General features: G+C 41.5%; 18 protein-coding genes and 1 tRNA gene. 14 read left to right on the forward strand and 5 right to left on the reverse strand.

The window, feature by feature from the left end; translation table 11 throughout:
• Nucleotides 1–66 precede the first annotated feature (66 nt).
• Together GNIT_RS02895 and rhlB are read right to left on the reverse strand one after the other, a co-directional pair.
• On the reverse strand, nucleotides 67–1,575 hold the full coding sequence (locus GNIT_RS02895; RefSeq protein WP_014107638.1) for a Ppx/GppA phosphatase family protein: 1,509 nt from the start codon (nucleotides 1,573–1,575) through the stop codon (nucleotides 67–69).
• A gap of 12 nt (nucleotides 1,576–1,587) precedes the next feature.
• The gene (rhlB, locus tag GNIT_RS02900) at nucleotides 1,588–2,892 is read right to left on the reverse strand and encodes an ATP-dependent RNA helicase RhlB (protein ID WP_014107639.1); all 1,305 of its coding nucleotides are present in this window, start codon (nucleotides 2,890–2,892) and stop codon (nucleotides 1,588–1,590) included.
• A gap of 98 nt (nucleotides 2,893–2,990) precedes the next feature.
• Here rhlB and trxA point away from each other — a divergent pair, with 98 nt between their 5' ends.
• The 10 genes from trxA to GNIT_RS02950 all read left to right on the forward strand — a co-directional run bounded on the left by trxA (nucleotide 2,991) and on the right by GNIT_RS02950 (nucleotide 13,857).
• Nucleotides 2,991–3,317, forward strand: coding sequence for a thioredoxin TrxA (gene trxA, locus GNIT_RS02905; protein ID WP_014107640.1), 327 nt, complete (start codon nucleotides 2,991–2,993; stop codon nucleotides 3,315–3,317).
• Nucleotides 3,318–3,772: 455 nt separating this feature from the next.
• Entirely contained in the window at nucleotides 3,773–5,038 is a 1,266-nt protein-coding gene (gene rho / locus GNIT_RS02910; protein WP_014107641.1) for a transcription termination factor Rho, read from the forward strand.
• A gap of 372 nt (nucleotides 5,039–5,410) precedes the next feature.
• Nucleotides 5,411–6,235 carry a prenyltransferase gene (locus GNIT_RS02915; protein WP_238526931.1) on the forward strand — a complete coding sequence of 275 codons (825 nt, stop codon included), beginning with the start codon at nucleotides 5,411–5,413 and terminating at the stop codon, nucleotides 6,233–6,235.
• A gap of 259 nt (nucleotides 6,236–6,494) precedes the next feature.
• Complete coding sequence (locus GNIT_RS02920; RefSeq protein ID WP_238526962.1) at nucleotides 6,495–7,715, forward strand: amidohydrolase; 1,221 nt, start codon at nucleotides 6,495–6,497, stop codon at nucleotides 7,713–7,715.
• Between the two features lie 118 nt (nucleotides 7,716–7,833).
• Nucleotides 7,834–8,325 (forward strand): 5-(carboxyamino)imidazole ribonucleotide mutase, encoded by a 492-nt coding sequence (gene purE / locus GNIT_RS02925; RefSeq protein WP_014107644.1) that lies wholly within the window; start codon nucleotides 7,834–7,836, stop codon nucleotides 8,323–8,325.
• A complete protein-coding gene (locus GNIT_RS02930; protein ID WP_014107645.1) occupies nucleotides 8,322–9,467 on the forward strand; it encodes a 5-(carboxyamino)imidazole ribonucleotide synthase in 1,146 nt (381 codons plus the stop codon). Before purE ends, GNIT_RS02930 begins: the two co-directional genes overlap by 4 nt.
• Nucleotides 9,468–9,545: 78 nt before the next feature.
• A tRNA-Thr gene (locus GNIT_RS02935) sits at nucleotides 9,546–9,621 on the forward strand.
• Nucleotides 9,622–10,026: 405 nt separating this feature from the next.
• Nucleotides 10,027–10,638 carry a heme NO-binding domain-containing protein gene (locus tag GNIT_RS02940; RefSeq protein ID WP_014107646.1) on the forward strand — a complete coding sequence of 204 codons (612 nt, stop codon included), beginning with the start codon at nucleotides 10,027–10,029 and terminating at the stop codon, nucleotides 10,636–10,638.
• Nucleotides 10,631–12,514 carry a bifunctional diguanylate cyclase/phosphodiesterase gene (locus tag GNIT_RS02945; protein WP_014107647.1) on the forward strand — a complete coding sequence of 628 codons (1,884 nt, stop codon included), beginning with the start codon at nucleotides 10,631–10,633 and terminating at the stop codon, nucleotides 12,512–12,514. The genes GNIT_RS02940 and GNIT_RS02945 overlap by 8 nt, the downstream gene beginning before the upstream one ends.
• Before the next feature lie 329 nt (nucleotides 12,515–12,843).
• On the forward strand, nucleotides 12,844–13,857 hold the full coding sequence (locus GNIT_RS02950) for a DUF4382 domain-containing protein (RefSeq protein ID WP_158307645.1): 1,014 nt from the start codon (nucleotides 12,844–12,846) through the stop codon (nucleotides 13,855–13,857).
• A 379-nt stretch (nucleotides 13,858–14,236) separates the two neighbouring features.
• Here GNIT_RS02950 and GNIT_RS02955 read toward each other — a convergent pair whose 3' ends face one another.
• Together GNIT_RS02955 and GNIT_RS02960 are read right to left on the reverse strand one after the other, a co-directional pair.
• Nucleotides 14,237–15,448, reverse strand: a complete 1,212-nt coding sequence (locus GNIT_RS02955; protein ID WP_014107649.1) for a M56 family metallopeptidase — start codon at nucleotides 15,446–15,448, stop codon at nucleotides 14,237–14,239.
• Nucleotides 15,449–15,458: 10 nt separating this feature from the next.
• Nucleotides 15,459–15,836 carry a BlaI/MecI/CopY family transcriptional regulator gene (locus tag GNIT_RS02960; protein ID WP_014107650.1) on the reverse strand — a complete coding sequence of 126 codons (378 nt, stop codon included), beginning with the start codon at nucleotides 15,834–15,836 and terminating at the stop codon, nucleotides 15,459–15,461.
• 440 nt (nucleotides 15,837–16,276) lie between these two features.
• Between GNIT_RS02960 and GNIT_RS02965 the strand changes: the two genes are divergently transcribed.
• Both GNIT_RS02965 and GNIT_RS02970 read left to right on the forward strand, forming a co-directional pair.
• Nucleotides 16,277–16,750 (forward strand): copper chaperone PCu(A)C, encoded by a 474-nt coding sequence (locus tag GNIT_RS02965; RefSeq protein ID WP_014107651.1) that lies wholly within the window; start codon nucleotides 16,277–16,279, stop codon nucleotides 16,748–16,750.
• A gap of 53 nt (nucleotides 16,751–16,803) precedes the next feature.
• Nucleotides 16,804–17,271 carry a Dps family protein gene (locus GNIT_RS02970; RefSeq protein ID WP_014107652.1) on the forward strand — a complete coding sequence of 156 codons (468 nt, stop codon included), beginning with the start codon at nucleotides 16,804–16,806 and terminating at the stop codon, nucleotides 17,269–17,271.
• 163 nt (nucleotides 17,272–17,434) lie between these two features.
• On the opposite strand, the gene GNIT_RS02975 is transcribed toward GNIT_RS02970, so the two are convergent.
• Nucleotides 17,435–17,746, reverse strand: a complete 312-nt coding sequence (locus tag GNIT_RS02975; protein ID WP_041246275.1) for an Mpo1-like protein — start codon at nucleotides 17,744–17,746, stop codon at nucleotides 17,435–17,437.
• Between the two features lie 188 nt (nucleotides 17,747–17,934).
• On the opposite strand from GNIT_RS02975, the gene GNIT_RS02980 reads away from it, so the two are divergent.
• Together GNIT_RS02980 and GNIT_RS02985 are read left to right on the forward strand one after the other, a co-directional pair.
• Complete coding sequence (locus GNIT_RS02980) at nucleotides 17,935–18,795, forward strand: thioredoxin family protein (protein WP_014107654.1); 861 nt, start codon at nucleotides 17,935–17,937, stop codon at nucleotides 18,793–18,795.
• Nucleotides 18,796–18,808: 13 nt separating this feature from the next.
• Nucleotides 18,809–19,003, forward strand: coding sequence for a DUF2065 domain-containing protein (locus GNIT_RS02985; protein WP_014107655.1), 195 nt, complete (start codon nucleotides 18,809–18,811; stop codon nucleotides 19,001–19,003).
• The last annotated feature ends 41 nt before the right edge of the window (nucleotides 19,004–19,044 follow it).

A 19,044-nucleotide genomic window follows, 5' to 3' on the forward strand; every position in this document is an offset into this window, starting at 1 on the left:
AAGAAGTAGCAAGGGCTTAATAATAAGTTTATTTTGAAAATAGAATATCGATAGGAAAGCGGGGGGCTATTCGCAGATAAGTTTCCATCCGGCTTTATGCTGTAGCCAACTTTCGTGGATGAGTTCTGCGTGCACCAATGGCTGAGATAGTAAAACACCCTCCCCGAATCGCAAATGCCAAACATGATTGTTCACGGTAAGAGCAGGAGCGGGTATGGTATCGTCTCTTCTGCGAGTACATAAAATTACGGAAATTCTCACAATACGTAATGCGTTAACCAGCATTTCTTTAAAATCTTGCTGGTAGTTATTAAATATTGCTAAATCAATTTCTTGACGATGCATACCGACTAAATCTCTAATAAACATACGTTGCAGCGTAGTAAAGCCGGTTAATTCAACGTGCGTTAAAATATATGCGCCGTGTTCATGAAACTTCTTATATCCAATGTGAAGGCCAAGTTCGTGCAGTGCTGCTGCAGAGGAAATAAGTGCTTCAGTATCGAAGTCGCAAAAATTACTTTGGGCACACATTTGACGGCTTAAGGCCATCGCTACTTTGCGAACTCTGTCGCTTTGCGCAGTGTCGATATGAAAGCGAGAAACAAGTTGATTGATACCTTGGGTTCTGCGGTCGGCTCGCTGGTAATTGTCCAACATGCCATAAATGATGCCCTCGCGAAGTGCACCACCAGAAATTTGCATATTGTTTAGGTTTAATTGCTTGAATAGCGCGATGAGAATCGCTAAGCCACTTGGGAAGATTAGCCTGCGTGAATCTGCTAAGCCATCAATGTGCAGGCTATCAACGTGTCGACACGCGATTGCTTGATCACGCAGGTCGTACAAGTAATCTAAGCGAATAGCGTCATTGATGCCTTGCTTTACCAGTATGCTAACAACCGCTTGCGGTGTGCCCGACGCACCTAGACACTGCTGCCAGTCGAAGCACTTAAACGTAGCCGCATATGGAGCCAGCATTTCTTCTGCCGCTGAGAGGGCATTATCGAAGTTTGCTTCATTGATAATGCCATTTTGAAAGTACCTCTCCATAAAAGTGACGCAACCCATGTCAACACTGTTTAAGTGAAGTGGCTGCATGTCGCGACCAATAATCACTTCAGTACTAGCACCGCCAATATCTACAACTAGCGTATTACCTTGGTTTGCTGAGGTGTAAGCAACCCCTAAATAAATTTGGCGCGCTTCTTCTTCACCGGATATGACATTGATTTTTTGATTAAGTATTCTTTCTCCGCGCGTGACAAAGTCAACTGCATTCGTGGCAATGCGAAGTGTCGCGGTGGCTACAACTTTAATATTTGCTCTGGGGATATCATCTAACTGTTCGCGGAAGGTTTTTAAACAATCTAGGCCACGCTGAATGCTCTCTTCTGATAGATTAAAGTTATCATCGAGACCTGCAGCGAGCCTTACTTTACGTTTATTTTTACTGACTATTTGAACGCTACCGCTAAGTACCCTCACGATAACCATGTGAAAGCTGTTTGAGCCTAAATCAACGGCCGCATAGTATTCATCCTGAATAACAGTGTTGGGTACTTCTTGGATCAAGCGCAGCTACCTCTAGTTTCTTCCTTGATGGTTTCTTTTGGGGCCACTTGGGCGTTGCCCGCCAGAACGACCACCTCTATTGCCAGGACGACCATCAGTTCGGCCGCGAGGCTTACGATGGAAAACTGGCGGTTTAACGTCTTTCAATAAGCTGTCAGGATCATAATCGCTTACTGTAATTTGATGATCAATATACATTTCAATTGCAGGTAAATTCAACGCATATTTTTCGCACGCAAAACTAATTGCAATGCCACTTTCACCAGCACGACCTGTTCGACCAATTCGGTGAACGTAATCTTCGGCATCATCAGGTAAGTCATAGTTAAATACATGAGTCACTTTTGGAATGTGCAGCCCGCGAGCAGCTACGTCCGTCGCAACCAATATGTCTGTTGCGCCGCTCGTAAAGTCTTCAAGTACACTCAGTCGCTTCTTCTGAGGAACATCGCCACTTAGCATGCCAACACGATGTCCGTCAGCCTGCAGCCAAGCGCATACGGTTTCACAACCAAATTTAGTATTGGCAAATACAATGGCTTTGTCTGGCCATTCGTCTTCAAGGAGCGTTAGTAAAAGCAGTGGTTTATCTTTGTCAGAGGGATAAAACAATTCTTCTGTCACTCTTGTCGCTGTTTTCTTTTCAGGCTCAATTTGTACGTGCGTCGGATTATTCATATGCTCGTAAGCAAGTTCCTGAACGCGGAAGCTCAATGTTGCAGAAAAAAGCATACTTAAACGCAGAGTAGGATCAGGCATACGTCTAAACAAGTAGCGAATATCTTTTATAAAACCCAAATCAAACATGCGATCTGCTTCATCAAGTACCGCAACTTGTATGTTTTTAAGGGAAAAAATATCTTGCTTGTAATAATCAATAATACGACCGGTTGTACCAATAACAATATCTACGCCTTTCGTTAATTGATCCCGTTGACTTTCATATCCTTCACCCCCATATATTAAACTTAGCGACAAACCGGAGTGTTTACTGAGTAGTTCCGCATCGTTATAGATTTGCACAGCAAGCTCACGAGTCGGTGCCATAATAATAGCTCTGGGACTCGGTTTATTTGGCTCGTTGTCAGGTTTTGGGTTATTTAAAAGGTGGTGAAATGTAGCCACCAAGAAAGCAATGGTCTTGCCCGTCCCAGTTTGCGCTTGACCAGCAATGTCGTTTCCCGCAATTAATTGAGGGAGCGCCATTGACTGAATTGGCGTACATTTGGTGAAATTTGCTTCCTCAAGCGCCTTTAAAATCAGCGGATGGATCGGAAGATCGGAAAATGACGTATTTGTTAAATGTGTTTGTGGCATAGCTTATAGCTTATCATTGCTTGCATTAAGAACATTTTCTATTAACACTATAGGGCAAAGCTGAAAGTCTCAGCGGATGACCAAATTTGGAGAAAAGAATGAGCGACAAAATAATCTCGTTGAGTGACGAAAAATTCGAAGCAGATGTTATCAATGCTAACGGTCCTGTGTTAGTTGATTTCTGGGCAGAATGGTGCGGCCCTTGTAAAATGATCGCCCCAATCTTATCTGAGATTGCTGACGAGTTTGATGGAAAGGTAACAGTTGGCAAGCTTAATGTCGATGAAAATAACGAAACGCCACCTAAATATGGTATTCGTGGTATTCCGACCTTATTACTTTTCAAAAATGGTGCAGTTGCAGCGACGAAGGTCGGTGCATTGTCAAAAACTCAGCTGGTTGAATTTTTGAACGAAAATATTTAAGTCAGATACAAGACAGCTATCATCAACTTATAAAATTTAAGGCCAACATTTTTTTGCTGGCCTTTTTTATAAATAAAGTTATTTTTTTGTAAAACTGGACGATAACTTTATTTAGTGCTAACTTAACTGGGCGCTCATCCGAGCTAACCTTTTTTATATTCCTCCAGCGTCATCTATTAATTAGTTTCCTATTTATTTAGGTAACGTAAGCAACATCGATTAATAGGAACTGTTAAAGCAGTTCATTGATTCTAGCTTGTATCAGCCGATTGTTGTTATTTGCTGAAATCGAACAGCATACAAAAATTGCATTGGAAGAAAACATAAAATCAAACCTCAATAATTGACAATTTAACCAGAGACTACTTTTGATAGGGCATAGTGAGAAAGAACGAGTAATTTGTAATTTATTCTTTGTACTTTTTTACGCAGCCTAAACATAAAGACCCACCAATATGAATTTGAACGAATTAAAAGACAAACCCATCAGTGAATTAGTATCCTTATCTTCAGAGATGGGGCTTGAAAACCTCGCTCGCGCTAGAAAACAAGATATTATATTTTCAATTTTAAAGTCCCATGCAAAAGGCGGCGAAGACATTTTTGGAGGCGGCGTTCTCGAGATCCTTCAAGACGGTTTCGGATTCCTGCGTTCAGGTGATAGTTCTTATTTAGCTGGACCCGATGATATTTACGTATCACCGAGTCAAATTAGACGCTTTAATTTGCGCACAGGCGATACGATCGTTGGGAAAATTCGTCCACCGAAGGACAGCGAACGTTACTTTGCATTATTGAAAATAAGTGAAGTAAACTTTGATAAACCTGAAAATTCTCGCAATAAAATCCTCTTCGAAAACTTAACACCGCTGCACGCTAATGAGCGTTTCAGGCTCGAGCGTGGAAATGGCAGTACGGAAGATATTACTGCACGTGTACTCGATTTGGCTGCCCCTATCGGCCGCGGTCAGCGTGGTTTGATTGTTGCACCTCCTAAAGCGGGTAAAACACTGTTACTGCAAAATATCGCGCAATCGATTGCGGCAAATCACCCAGAAGCACAGCTCATGGTTTTGTTAATCGATGAGCGTCCTGAAGAAGTAACAGAGATGCAGCGTTTGGTGCAAGGTGAAGTTATTGCTTCAACTTTTGATGAACCAGCGAGTCGCCATGTTCAGGTTGCTGAAATGGTTATCGAAAAGGCGAAACGCTTAGTCGAACATAAAAAAGACGTGGTGATCCTTCTTGATTCAATCACTCGTTTAGCACGCGCGTACAACACGGTTATCCCATCGTCAGGTAAAGTATTGACGGGTGGTGTTGATGCAAATGCATTGCACAAGCCAAAACGTTTCTTTGGTGCAGCTCGTAACGTAGAGGAAGGCGGTAGCTTAACCATCATTGCAACGGCCCTAATTGATACCGGTTCTAAAATGGATGAAGTTATCTATGAAGAATTTAAAGGCACGGGCAACATGGAACTGCATCTAAATCGTAAGATTTCTGAAAAGCGTGTGTTCCCTGCAATTGATATCAATCGCTCGGGTACTCGTCGTGAGGAACTATTAACGACGCCAGACGAACTACAGAAGATGTGGATACTGCGTAAAATTGTTCACGATATGACTGAAATCGATGCAATTGAATTCCTAATAGGTCGTTTAGCCATGACGAAAACGAACGATGAGTTCTTTGAGTCAATGAAACGCCAGAAAGGCTAGTTTGATTAGGATATTTTATCGATAAACTGATGAAGTAAATCTTAATGCGCTACAAAAAAAACCGTGCTGTGTTCAACATCACGGTTTTTTTATGAGTGTACGAAATGTATTTATAAAAATTGCGTTAAATCAAATGAAGGGTCAAAAAGAATGTTACATCCCTGTCCGGTTTGATAACTTAAATCCTCTTTAACTTAAAATAATCATATCGCAATGGCCTCCGACCAAAATATAGCTCCTCAACAAAATATAAATAGTGCAGCAAACTCATCATTTGCAACTGTCGTTGGCACAATGCGATTGCCCTTCCTTTTGTTAACTCTAGCCTGCCTATTACTTGCTTTTTCGCTGGCTTACAAGAATACGGAGAGTTTGCAATGGCATTTAATTGTATTGATTAGTATCGGTGCTCTTTGCGCTCATATCTCGGTTAATATGCTCAATGAATACGCAGACTTTAGTTCAGGACTCGATTTACACACGCAACGCACACCTTTCAGTGGTGGAAGTGGTGCGCTAGTTGCTCAGCCTGCAGCAAAACGCACTGTCTTAGTATTTGCTTGCATCAATCTTTTGATATGTTGCTCTATCGGGTTGTTTTTTACATTTACAGCGGGTCGAGAAATTTTGAGTATCGGTCTTTTAGGTGTTGTTATCGTCATTACGTACACAAAGTGGATAAATCGCTTTCCATTTTTATGCCTCATTGCACCAGGCTTAGCCTTTGGTGTTTTATTGGTAAACGGCAGCTACTTTGTGTTGACAGGCAGTTTCCAAATTGATGTGATAATGATTAGTTTGCTTCCATTTTTTGTGGTTAACAACCTACTCTTGTTAAACCAATTTCCTGACATCAAAGCGGATTTAGTCCATGGGCGCAATCATTGGCTAATAAAATACGGCGTCTCATCCGGTGTTTACGTGTATCTCACGATGGCAGTATTTAGTTTGGTAACGCTCGGATTATTAGTTTTTTTCGACTACTTACCGCTGATAAGTGCTATAACCTTGCCCCCTATATTAATTGGTATTTACTTGGGGATTAAATTGAATCGAATTACTAAAGACAGCAAAGACACTCCAAGTAACGAGGAACTTACGCCTTTGATGGGGGGAAATGTAGCGATTACGATTTCAATCCCAGTGTTGCTAGGAATTAGCGTGCTTATCGATAGTTTCTATCAGCAGAGTTGGTAGGTTTAGTAGCAGGTTAGGAAACGGGTAAAGCTCGTAATTTGCTCTCTTTTGCGCTAATGTCTAGTGCATCGTTGGCGCGCACGAAACGCGTCTAGTCGAATAACAATATCCAACAATAATAAAACCAAGGTAGGTCCTGAATATGAAACGCTTACTCCCTTTATTCAATAGATTCAAGCCAGCGGCAATTTCTTTAACGGCGGTTTCGCTAATTGCACTTTCTGGTATTGCGCACGCTGACGATCACGATAAGGTGTCTATGATGGCCGATAAAATCGAGCCAGAAGTGATTAAATGGCGCCATCACTTGCATCAAAATCCTGAACTATCAAACCGCGAATTTGAAACAGCAAAGTATGTTGAAAAGTATTTGCGTGGATTAGGCTTAGAGGTCACCACCGGTATCGCTATTACTGGTGTTGTTGCCATATTAGATTCAGGAAAGCCAGGGCCTACAGTTGCCTTGCGCGCTGATATGGACGGTCTACCGGTTCCTGAGCAGAATGATTTACCTTTTAAATCTACGGCTAAAGGCATGTTAGATGGCAATGAAGTGCCGGTTATGCATGCCTGCGGACATGATACGCATATGGCAATGTTGATGGGAGCTGCAAAGATCCTGACCGACATGAAAGGCGAATTGCGCGGAAAGGTGAAGTTTATTTTCCAGCCAGCTGAAGAGGGTGCGCCATCTGGTGAAAAAGGCGGTGCAGAAGTGATGGTTCAAGAAGGTGTATTAAAGAACCCTGATGTAGACGTGATTTTTGGTCTACACATCAGTTCAAACACTGACGTTGGTAAAGTACGCTATAAACACGGCGGTATTATGGCAGCGGTTGACCCGTTTAAAATTATAGTGAAGGGTAAGCAGGCCCATGGCGCTTATCCTTGGAAGAGCGTTGATCCAATTACTACTTCAGCGCAAATTATTATGGCACTGCAAACTGTAGTTAGCCGAGAAATTAAAGTAATTGACGACGCTGCTGTGGTTACCATTGGTTCTATTCATGGCGGAAATCGCTCTAATATTATTCCAAATGAAGTCACAATGGTGGGTACTATCCGCACACTAAACAAGGCTGCTCGTGAACATATGTATGAAGCAATACCACGCAAAGTAAAGGGTATTGCGGATAGTATGAGAGCTGAAGCTGAAGTCATACTGCCATTGGACTATAGTTACCCAATTACCTTTAATGACCCAGCACTGATGGATCAAGTGCTGCCTACCTTGGTGCGCACGGCTGGCAAAGAAAATGTAATAGATTCTAAAGCGGTGACAGGCGCAGAAGACTTCTCTTTCTTCCAACAAGAAATACCAGGTATTTATCTATGGGTGGGAGGTAAGCCATTAGATGTATCTGAAGCGGATTCGCCCGCGCATCATACTCCTGAGTTTTTCGTAGACGACAGTGGTATGAAGCTTGGTGTAGAGCTTCTCACGAACTTAACTCTGGATTATATGAATAGCGCAAAATAAGCGCTAAATATTGCTATAAAAAAAGCACGATATTGCGTATAATATCGTGCTTTTTTAATGGCTAGCCAAAATTATTAGTATGATCCCTTGGCTTTAACTAACTGAAGTGGTAATTAAAATGGCGCAAGTTGCAATTGTAATGGGTTCAAAATCTGATTGGCCTACGATGCAAAAAGCAGCTCTTATGCTGAAAGAGCTCGGTGTTTCATATGAAGCAAAAGTAGTTTCAGCCCATCGCACTCCCAATTTATTAGTTGAATTTGCTGAAAGTGCAGCAGATCATGGTGTGCAGGTTATTATCGCCGGTGCAGGTGGGGCGGCTCATTTGCCGGGCATGATCGCGGCTCACACTTATCTCCCCGTATTCGGCTGCCCAGTTAAGTCTAGCCAACTAAACGGTTTAGATTCACTCCTTTCTATTGTACAAATGCCTAAGGGTGTTGCTGTAGGTACGCTTGCTATTGGCGAAGCGGGTGCTGCTAATGCCGGCTTACTTGCCGCTCAGGTTATTGCGCTGCAAGAGCCAAAAGTAAGAGACGCCATCATTGCGTTTCGACAAAAGCAGTCTGACACTGTTATGAGTAACCAAAACTTGGAATTAGAAGAGTGAGAGTTTTAGTTTATGGTTCTGGCCAACTTGCTCAAATGATGTATTTGGCGGCTGCGCCTTTGGGCGTGATCGTCAGTGCGGTTGATGTTGTGACGGAAACCGTCGTCAACCCAATATCAAAAAAGGCCACGGGCGTGCCATTACATCGTGCAATTGAAGAATCCAATGCAATAACGGTTGAATTTGAGCATGTGCCAGAGCACTTGTTGTTGGACGCTGACAAAAGTGGGAAGCTTTATCCTAACGTAGCTTCTATATTGGCAGGAGCTGATCGCGTTAGAGAAAAAGCGTTGCTGGTGAAAAATAATATTCCGAACTGTGAGTATTTGCTTATTGACCATGTTGATCAGCTTGATGATGTGGTTGAGCGCTTGGGTGAAAAAGTTATCTTCAAAGCCAGCAGAGATGGCTATGATGGCTATGGTCAATGGCGCATAAGTTCTGCGTCAGATCTGGTCAATGTGCGTAAAGATTTTGCCCTCCTTGATTTAAAAAAAGTGCCTGTTATTGCTGAAAAAATGATGCAATTCGACCGTGAAATTTCGTTAGTTGGAGCAAGAAGCCAAGACGGACAGATAGCATGTTTCAGTTTAGCTGAAAATTTACATCACGAAGGGCAACTACACGTCTCAGTCGCGCCAATTACGCAATTGACTGAGGCATTGCAGAAAAAAGCCAAGGACATTTTTGAAACGCTGGCAACCGCAATGGATTACGTTGGTGTACTAGCCGTTGAATTGTTTCAATGCGGTGAAGAGCTATACGTTAACGAGATAGCGCCAAGAGTACATAATTCGGGTCATTGGACCCAGCAAGGGTGCTCTACTAGCCAATTCGAACAGCATATTCGAGCGGTTCTAAATTTGCCCTTGGGCAGCACAGAACTCATCGGAACAAGCGCAATGGTGAATATCATTGGTTGCACCGCCTTTAGCCGTGACCTGATTGGTATTCCAGATGTGCATTTGCATTGGTATGGTAAAGAAGTTCGTAAAAAGCGCAAAATGGGCCACATTAATGTTGTCGCAAAGTCCCACGCCAGTTTGGGTAAGAAGCTAAAGCAACTTATCGAATTCTTACCCGTCGAATATTTCCCTAAATTGGAAAGTGAAGCGACAAGACTAGAAAACGAAAAAAACTAAAAAGTTAGGCTTGACAATCAACGCCGTATCCATACAATACGCATCCTTCTTGCAGCAGCAAGATTCCTGTTTTAGTGTGCCGACTTAGCTCAGTTGGTAGAGCAACTGACTTGTAATCAGTAGGTCACCAGTTCGATTCCGGTAGTCGGCACCATTTCACACTTTTATAGCTCCTAGTAGTTCGATTCCAACAGACAGTATCATCCCTAATCAGTCCATTCGTAGAACTTCTAAGGCTAGGATTTGAATAGAGGCTTAAACACGCGTCCAGAAATGGAATTTATAAAGTAAGCCTCGTTGCTGTCGAGCTCGCTCAATAAATATAAGGTTTACAGTATAAATTTTGGCACCTTTACTTCTATACTCATACTTTCTATTCTTAACTTGCCGTCTGAGATTGTATTAGACTAGTATTAAAGTATATCGTCCATCGCCTCTTCACATTTGTCCTTAAAATGCGTTTTAGCCTGAAAAACGAATATCAGACCTTTAATCAAGCTGTCGTTAAAGATAATAGTTTGTCGTCGAGACTCAACAAAAGCGAGAAAATAAACGTTTCATGATCGGTATTATTCAAAAAGTGTTAATGGACTTATTGGTGTCAACTGGCGGCGAAAGTCTAAAGCAGAGCGTTTTACAGCACGCTGGTTTACCACCCGACATGCATTTTCGTATCGATCAAAACTACTCCGATATTGACTGCTTAAAGTTAATTGATGCTGCGGTGGTTGAAACCGGTTTATCTGCAAATGAAGTATACGCACTATATGCAACGGCCTTCATTAACCAAGTCAGAGATTTATTTCCCCGATTTTTCGAAATATCTAAAACCTCTGAAGAATTTTTGATGCGCCAAGCCACTGTTCATGCAGTCATGGCCTCTGGCCTGCAACATAGTGAAGATAGAAAACAAGTCACTGACAAATTTTCAGCAACACAGCTTAGTCCAAGGCTCGTGAGAATAGATTATCGCTCCCCTAATCTACTTTGTGGCCTTTTCAAGGCTTTAGTTCATGAAGTTAGCAGCATATATAACGAAACCGTATCAATAAGCTGCACTCGATGTGTCAAGGAAGGTCAAAGTGAATGTAGCTTCAACCTTCAATGGCCGCAGTCAAAATCTGATCAGCATCAGCATGTCAAAATTAAAGTAATTAACCCCGATGATTAAAAAGTTAAGCTCCGCTAAAGAGTTACGTCGCGTTATCGCAAGCATCGGTGACCAGATTTGCGATACCTTGGATAATAATTTTGACATACACGTTCGCACCGATACTGAGGATATACAAGGCCAAAAACTTGCTGTATTAGTCAACTTTCTGTTAGAAAAAGTGCGCCGTCATATCGATAAATTTAAAGTTCTTGCAGAGCAGCAAGAAGAGAAGATAGCTGAACGCACTCAAATTTTGAACTTGGTAATAGAGGGCTCTAGTGACACCGTTTGGATTTGGGATTTAAAAACAAATAAAATTGAATTTTCATCGCACTGGAATTCGTTAGTTTCGAATGACAATTATGACGCTAATATGCCGCTGCAAAACTGGTTTAATCTGGTTCATCCTAACGACATAGTGTCGCTCAGAGCGTCGATTGAAGAAGCAAAAAAATCTCAAAAAACACAGCTTCGAAACGAATATCGCTTAAAAACACAGGATGGCAGTTACCGCTGGATGTTGTGTCGTGGCGCATGTCAATTTGATGAACATGGCAATGCTAGCGTGCTAGCGGGGACGCAAACCGATATTAGTGAGCTACGCTCTCGCGACCAAGCTTCGGGATTACCGAACGAATCATCTTTACTCGAATTTTTACAAGATCAGCTAGACCAAAAGCAAGCGGTAACGCTTTACTTTATACACGTAAAGCAATACAGCAACTTAAGCCAATTAGTGGAACCTGAGATGGTCAATCCTTTTAGAGCGCTAGTAGTCAAACGCTTGTCAACGATTGCAGCGAAAGGAACCATGCTTGCTAAACTGACCGGCGATATATTCGCGATTACGGGTACTGCAGACAATAAGTTAACAAAAAGAATCTGTGGCCTTATAGTCGACCAATTCGAGCAACCTTTCAATGTTGATTACAATGTGAAGCACTACTTGTCGGTATCGGTAGGCGCCGTGGGGTCAACTGAAATTAGCACATCGAGCACAACAGAATTGCTTAAGTGCGCTTCAGCAGCTTTGCGAGAGAGCAGAAAATCGAATGGTGTGTACGTTTATGATAAAGCGATTCATGAAAAAATTGCTCGCCTGGCGTTGGTCGAACGCGAATTAAGAAAAGCCATCAGTAATGGAGAGTTACAAGTGTATTTGCAGCCCATTGTGCAAACCTCTACTCACGATATTGTTGGCTTCGAAGCCTTGGCTCGATTCATACATCCAACCATTGGATTTGTTCCGCCCGATGAGTTTATTCCTATCGCAGAGCAAAGCGGGCTAATGGTTGACCTAGGCGACTCCGTAATCAAACAATCAGTGCAAATGGTAAAAAAACTGCAAAACGGTGCGATGAAAGGAAAAGCGTTTTACGTTGCGATCAATGTTTCTGCGAAGCAGTTTGAAGGTCACAGCTTAGCGAATAAAGTAGTCAGTTTGCTACAGCAGCATCAACTGCCAACAAGCTCCATTCGTCTAGAGGTAACCGAGACCGCCATTATGCAAGACATGGATATGGCATTAAATGAGTTAAGCGCGTTACGAGAGAATGGCATTAAGATCGCGTTGGATGATTTTGGTACCGGCTATTCTTCGCTTAGTTATCTACAAACTTTACCTATCGATGTATTGAAAATAGATCGCAGTTTTGTAACAGATTTAGATACGCAGGAGAATAAAGCCGCCATTATAAAAACAGTGTTTGGCTTAGCAAATTTACTGTCTCTTGATGTGGTGGCTGAAGGCGTTGAAACTGAAGCTGAGCTAAAAACCATTGAATCGATTGGCACAATGAACATTCAGGGATATTACTTCAGCGCACCGCTTCCATGGGAGAAAATAAACGCGTTTATTGATTCTTATTTAAATATAGAAATTGGTTCATCATAATCAGCATTGCGGCCATTGCACATTGCTTCCTGTAAGTCCGGTTCACGCCACTTCTTGTCTACGACATCTGCACTTCAAGCCTTATCATTGTTCGGCGACGTTTTATCTTGAGGTATTTAGCGTTTGCGGAACTTGATGTCACATGGCGCGTTTATTGCAAACTTTTTCAATAGGCCTCACCCAAGCGTAAGTTTATTTATTAGCCCTTATATCATTAATAGCTGACCAAGAATGACTATCCATGATCATCTTGTCTAATAAAGAACAACGTTCAACAGATGAAAAATAAATACGACCCAAAATGGGTTAAACTACAAACAGGAATTAAAATGAATAAAACGACGCTAGCCCTTATTATATCAGCAGTTTTAGTACAAGGCTGTGGCGGTGATTCAGACAACACAGCGCTAAATGCGCCTAGTTTTAGTTTATCGGTGAGTGATGCGCCGGTTGAAAATGCGGTCACTGTAGTGGCATGCTTTAGTCAAATAGAGCTTAAATCATCAGACAGCGCTAATAATCAAACGTTTCTTATAGGCGACACTATAGGAACGGCTACCGCAAACGATTTATGTACAGACAGTAACAATGCCATTGTTGCAAATACTCGAGGCATAGACCTCTTATCTTTTACTGGTGCTGATAGCACTGAACTACTAAATAACATTGAAATAAATCCGGGCAACTACAATCAAATAAGATTAGTGATGAGTCCACTATCCTATGCCACCGTTGACTTAGATAAAGACGGTATCGAAGATGACAACGACCAAGACGGACGCGCCGATAGGATCCCTATTAGAGTGCCGTCAAACGAATTAAAATTGGACGGCTTCACCGCAACTTTAGGCGGTATAACCGACCTCACCGTTGAGTTCGATTTGCGCAAAGGAATGACAAATCCCGTTGGTCAGGAAGGTTATATCCTTAAACCTCGCGGTGTGCGGATCGTCGATAACACAGAATCAGGGCATATTGAAGGTACGGTAAGTGAAGCACTTTTAATGAATAATATGTGTGATGTGATGCCGGAGGATTTAAGCGAGACTGTTGCTAGTGTATACGTGTATCAAGGGATCAATTTAGACACTACTGAATTAGCTGACAATGGCGGAGCAGAGAGTATTGAATCCTTAACTAGTGCGCCGGTTCTTTTTGATGGCGCAACAAGCTATAGCTTCGAGATAGGCTTTATAAGCGCTGGTGATTATACCCTTGCACTTACTTGCTCAACAGATACAGATCCAGAAGGTGATGATGATATTGAGTTTATAGCAATAACTGAAACAAACGTCGGTGAAGACGGCTCAACCACTGACGTTAGCTTTGCAGTTCCAGAATAGATCGGGCTGTAAGGCCGCAGCAACGGTATTGAAATTAAAATTTTAATACCGTTGCTAGTGTCTCTTTTGAGCTACATCCTTTTCAATATTGCTATATGCGCTTGAAAGCTAGCGAAAGAGCGCAAATGGAAAAAATATAAGTCCTCAGTTTTTGAATCGCATCAAACTATGTTGCTTTCATGAAACACATTCTGGTGCGTCTCCAAATTAATTGTATGAAAAACAGACGTCTAAGTTTAACTTCCCTCGTTATCAGCCTAATATATTCGTCAGGCTTAAATCTCTCCCTAAATATAGTCTCCTTCGAGCGAATTGCGGATTATTGAACATGTTGTCCCAAAAGCTCCGCTGCGTAAAACATTAGCTTAATTTGGGAATACTAATTAATCACTTTTGCACGTTCAGGTGAAGGCGCAATAGCTGCTTCTGAGTCAATTGCAAAGTCAAGCTGCACTAATACATTTTGATGCCCCTGCGCAGATGGATTGTATTGCCATTTAGCTAGCGACTTTTTTGCCTCGCGGTCAAATATGCCTTCAGGAGTCGAATTTACAACACTTATGTTCGATGTAGTTCCTGTCGAAGTAATATCAAATTTTAGTACTACGCTACCACTAACTCCCTTTTCAGCGGCGTGAGCTGGGTATGCTGGTGCAACCCGCAATATAGGTGCAACATGATCTGCTTTACTTTCTTCTTGTGTCGCTGATTTTGCAATAGCTAAAGTGCTGAGCATGCAAGCTGCTGCTAATAACAGACCGCTTTTGGCAATTTTGGAATTTTTTCCATTGTGTTTAATATGAGTAAGTCTCTGTAATATCATGTTTTTATCTCCGTAGTGTGAATAAGCCATTAGTGTTGCAGGCGACTTTGCCGCACAACTTACTAGGGCTTTGCTGTATAGAATGTGTTGTTCGATAGTTTTATTGTTAAGGACACGCTCATCGCAAGAAAGCTCTTGTAAACGACGGAAACTGCCATATGCAAGCCAAGCAATTGGGTTAAACCACAGTAAAACAGTGAGTAAAAGGAACAGGCTGTTACTCAAATTATCTTTGCGCTGAATGTGAATGGACTCATGTTCTAAAATCAGCGTTAGTGAGTTCTCGGTGAATTGTTTGTCGTAGTTTGTAGGAAGTGCGAGTTTGCTGTTAAAGAGGCCTATTACCATGGGCGTTTTAATTGCATTGCTCACGAATGTGCTGTTTACATTGCTTCCTTTGAAGGGGTTTTTGAGTGCAATAGGGCATAAATCTAATTTGCCAATAAAACGCATATGTACAATCAATATGTAAACCAGCAGCAATATAGTGATCGCAAAATATGCATATACCCACTCCCAATTATCGCTACTCAAGTAATTAGTGTTTGGCGAAATTAGATAGTAACTAATTTGATTATTTTGTAAGGGCTTAAAACTGTCTGGTAAATTACTTATCATCATGGCGAAAGGAATTATTAAAACAAGTTTGTAGACAAAGCTTGGGCTAAGTGCTTTTAAAAAGAATCGTTCCAACAAAACAATTGTCAGCAGTAATGCGCTTAGCAAAAATTGCTGCTCGATAAGCCAAATGAAAAAAGTATGCGACATGCTAGGTTCCTTATTTTTTCTGATTATCTTCCCAATCAGTAATTACTTTTTTTAAATCGTTAATATCTTGTTGAGATAATTCTTGTGATTTTGCAAAACCGCTAACCAAAGGGGCAATTCGGCCACTAAAAAGTCGCTCTATAAAATTACGGCTTTCTTTGAGGGTATAATCAGCACGCTCAATGGTGGGGGAGTAAATATATAAGCGACCTTGTTTATTGAAGCTAACGGCTCCTTTTTTATGCAATCTGCTGAGCAAGGATTTTATCGTCTTTTCATGCCACTGTTTTTCGTCACTGATACGTTCAATGATTTCGCTCGCGCTAGCGGGATAATTTGTCCAAAGTGCGTCGAGTACTTCAAATTCTGCTTTAGAAAGTTCTATCAATTTTTATCGCCTACAAATGTAATCAATGATTTTAGATTACACTTGTAATCAACTAATGCAAGTTTTTTTTATAATAAATATTACTTCAAGGCGTTTAAGGTGAAGGTATGTTCTTTGTGCTTATCACATTAGAAATTATTGAGACTAGTAGCAATTGTCAATCGTCATGTATCCTTCAAACTTAGTTAGCTTTGACTGTTATATGGCAATTCCTGCCATACTTTATCTACCCAATCTGATACATCCTATGTCGTTACCGTCTTCGCGGTTTGCCACAAAATATCCTGCAATAACTGCAAATTTGACGACTATTTTACGCTATATTAGAGCTGGTAATTCTTCGTTACATTTGAGTTTTACTGAACCAGCTCTTGCTTTTCATCAATTTTTGATTAAAGGTCAACTTCATATTTTGGTTACACAAATAAAGGGAAGCATCTATGCCTCAATTAAAAAGAAGCCTGCTTGTTTTGTCTGCTTTAGTTATTTTCATGGCATATTCAGGACTGTCTTTTGCACACGAACATAAACAAGCAAAAGGTAAGGTTACTGTTGAAAATGCTTGGGCACGCGCAACGTTTGCCCTTGCGAAAACGGGGGCAGTGTATTTGAGTATTGATAATCAGAGTGAAAATAATCTTAAGCTTTTATCGGTTAGTGTTGATTCCACAGTGGCGAGTGATGCTCAACTTCACGAAACTCAGATGGAAGAGGAAATGATGCAAATGCGTGAAGCAACGGACGGATTCGAAATTCCTTCTGGTTCTACCCTTGAATTTTCGCCCGGTGGGAAGCATATCATGCTTATGGGACTCGAAAAGCCACTTACAACAGGCGAGCAATTCGTATTGTCGCTGAGGTTTGAAAATAACAAAGTGATACGAGTTCCGATCGAAGTAAAAGATGCTCGATAAAAGATGCTCTGTAGCAAAGGAGCATAATTAGTTAGCAAACTGGAGAATAAAGAATGAGTCAAATAGATATTGGAATTAGCGAAGGAAGTCGACAAGAAATTGCTCAAGGTTTAAAAAAGCTTTTAGCGGACTCATACACATTGTATCTGCAAACCCACAATTTCCATTGGAATGTCACTGGCCCGCAATTTCGTGAGCTGCACTTGATGTTTGAAGAACATTACACAGAGCTTGCCATAGCCGTGGATGACATTGCAGAGCGCATTAGAACCTTAGGTTTTACTGCCCCAGGTACCTACCGTGCGTTTGCAGAGCTCAGTAGTGTAAAAGAAATTGACGGTGTACCCGAAGCCAAAGAGATGGTGACTATTCTGATGCAGGCGCATGAGACAGTGGTTCGTACATCCAGAGAAGTACTGAAGATTGCCCAAGAGGCTGATGATGAGTCGAGCGCTTCACTCATAGGGGATCGCATGCGAGTTCATGAAAAAACAGCTTGGATGCTGCGCGCTACACTCTAGAAAATAAACAATCATAGCAACGGTGGCGCACGCTATACAGCAGAAAGGCTGTGATAGTCTGCGCCCTCGTGCTAAAAAACAATCTCCTTTTCTAAGCGAGTTGTCCACACAAGCCTTTCATGCGATTTGGTTTCTTTCAACGAGAAACTCTGTTTATTGAGCCCTAGCTTTTAAGCGAGATCTTGCCAACCAAGATATCTTTAAACATAACCCAATCGCCCATTAAGCTATATAACGGGTATTGAAACGTGGCCGGCTTGTTGTGTTCGTAGAAAAAGTGTCCTACCCAAGCAAAACCATACCCAATAACGGGAATAAACCAGAGTAAAACTAATTGATTAGTTGTCACAGAATAGGCGATGAGCGCCAGCACGCACCATGAACCTATAAAGTGCAACAAGCGGCACGTGTTATTTTCATGCTCTGATAGGTAATACGGATAAAATTCACTGAAGCTATTATATTTTTTGTCCATGTCACTCAATCTCTCTCTTTGTTCTAGTGTGATGTTAGCATATTCTTGCACATACACAATTTTGCTAAGAATTGAGACGCAGTGCTATTTAAACACACAGAACATTAAAAAGTGTCTACGAAACAGGTTGCTTTCCAAGAATAAAACCCAATAATTGTACGTATTCATAGATAGAAAGAAGTAGAGTTATGTTGCCAGAAGCGAATGCGAATCAGATCGATATTACCTTAGAAAACTTCCAGCATGTTATTTTGGAAGAATCAAAAGCCAAATTGGTGATGATTCAGTTTTGGGCGCCGTGGAGCGAGCCATGTGCTGAATTAGCGCCAGTCCTTCAGCATATTGCAGGTGAATACACGGGCGACTTATTGTATGCACGCGTTAACTGTGATGAACAACAAGAAATTGCAGGGCAATTTGGTATAAAAGGCTTACCTACGGTAATCCTTGTAAAAGACGGGCAACCTCTCGATGGCTTCGCAGGCCCCCAAGAAGAAAGCCAAATTCGTGAGATGCTAGATAAACACTTACCAAAAGCAGAAGATGGACTGTTGCAATCTGCCATTGAGTTGATTCAGCAGGGTAACTATCACGACGCTTTTACGTTTGCTAAGCAGGCGTTTGAATTAAACAGCGAACGTGCTGATATTCGCCTAACTATGGCAGATTGCTATGTTGAAGTGGGGCAGGCTGAAATGGCTAAACAGCTATTAGAGCAAGTGAAACTGGCTGACCAAGATGCAAAGTATCACGCAATTATGGGTAAAATTGAATTAGCTGAGCAGGCTGCAGATTCACCTGAAATTCAATTGCTTCAGGCCGAGCTTGATTCTGATCCCGACAACATGGAGATTAAAGTTAAACTTGCTGTTCAGCTTCATCAGGCGCATCGCACTGAAGAGGCCTTAGTATTGTTATTGTCTGTATTGCGAAAAGAGTTAGGCTTCGGTGACGCGAAAAAAATCACGTTGGATATGATCAATGCGCTACCCGATGGTGCTCCCTTAAAATCAGAATATCGACGGAAAATATACAGTTTACTTTATTAGTGATGAACACTAGATGTTAAACAGCATTCTTTTAGCTATTTGTTTTGTATTAATTGTTGAAGGATTGATGCCTTTAATTTTGCCGGACAAATGGAAGCAGTTTTTGATGCAAATGGCGCTGCAACCCAGTGAATCCTTGCGGCGAATGGGTGGTGTGCTGGTGGTTATCGGTGCCATAAGTGCTTATTTCTTAATAATGAATGCATAAATCGTAAATATGGGGTGATTTTTACCTCATATTTTTGCTAA

It is taken from the genome of Glaciecola nitratireducens FR1064 (assembly GCF_000226565.1).
GTDB lineage: Bacteria > Pseudomonadota > Gammaproteobacteria > Enterobacterales > Alteromonadaceae > Glaciecola > Glaciecola nitratireducens.

What these genes read in the sequence shown, in the direction of transcription:
- rhlB (WP_014107639.1), bottom strand. Translation starts at nt 2,892, where the DNA reads ATGCCACAAACACATTTAACAAATACGTCATTTTCCGATCTTCCGATC.
- trxA (WP_014107640.1), top strand. Translation starts at nt 2,991, where the DNA reads ATGAGCGACAAAATAATCTCGTTGAGTGACGAAAAATTCGAAGCAGAT.
- rho (WP_014107641.1), top strand. Translation starts at nt 3,773, where the DNA reads ATGAATTTGAACGAATTAAAAGACAAACCCATCAGTGAATTAGTATCC.
- GNIT_RS02920 (WP_238526962.1), top strand. Translation starts at nt 6,495, where the DNA reads ATGATGGCCGATAAAATCGAGCCAGAAGTGATTAAATGGCGCCATCAC.
- purE (WP_014107644.1), top strand. Translation starts at nt 7,834, where the DNA reads ATGGCGCAAGTTGCAATTGTAATGGGTTCAAAATCTGATTGGCCTACG.
- GNIT_RS02940 (WP_014107646.1), top strand. Translation starts at nt 10,027, where the DNA reads ATGATCGGTATTATTCAAAAAGTGTTAATGGACTTATTGGTGTCAACT.
- GNIT_RS02945 (WP_014107647.1), top strand. Translation starts at nt 10,631, where the DNA reads ATGATTAAAAAGTTAAGCTCCGCTAAAGAGTTACGTCGCGTTATCGCA.
- GNIT_RS02950 (WP_158307645.1), top strand. Translation starts at nt 12,844, where the DNA reads ATGAATAAAACGACGCTAGCCCTTATTATATCAGCAGTTTTAGTACAA.
- GNIT_RS02955 (WP_014107649.1), bottom strand. Translation starts at nt 15,448, where the DNA reads ATGTCGCATACTTTTTTCATTTGGCTTATCGAGCAGCAATTTTTGCTA.
- GNIT_RS02965 (WP_014107651.1), top strand. Translation starts at nt 16,277, where the DNA reads ATGCCTCAATTAAAAAGAAGCCTGCTTGTTTTGTCTGCTTTAGTTATT.
- GNIT_RS02970 (WP_014107652.1), top strand. Translation starts at nt 16,804, where the DNA reads ATGAGTCAAATAGATATTGGAATTAGCGAAGGAAGTCGACAAGAAATT.
- GNIT_RS02975 (WP_041246275.1), bottom strand. Translation starts at nt 17,746, where the DNA reads ATGGACAAAAAATATAATAGCTTCAGTGAATTTTATCCGTATTACCTA.
- GNIT_RS02980 (WP_014107654.1), top strand. Translation starts at nt 17,935, where the DNA reads ATGTTGCCAGAAGCGAATGCGAATCAGATCGATATTACCTTAGAAAAC.
- GNIT_RS02985 (WP_014107655.1), top strand. Translation starts at nt 18,809, where the DNA reads ATGTTAAACAGCATTCTTTTAGCTATTTGTTTTGTATTAATTGTTGAA.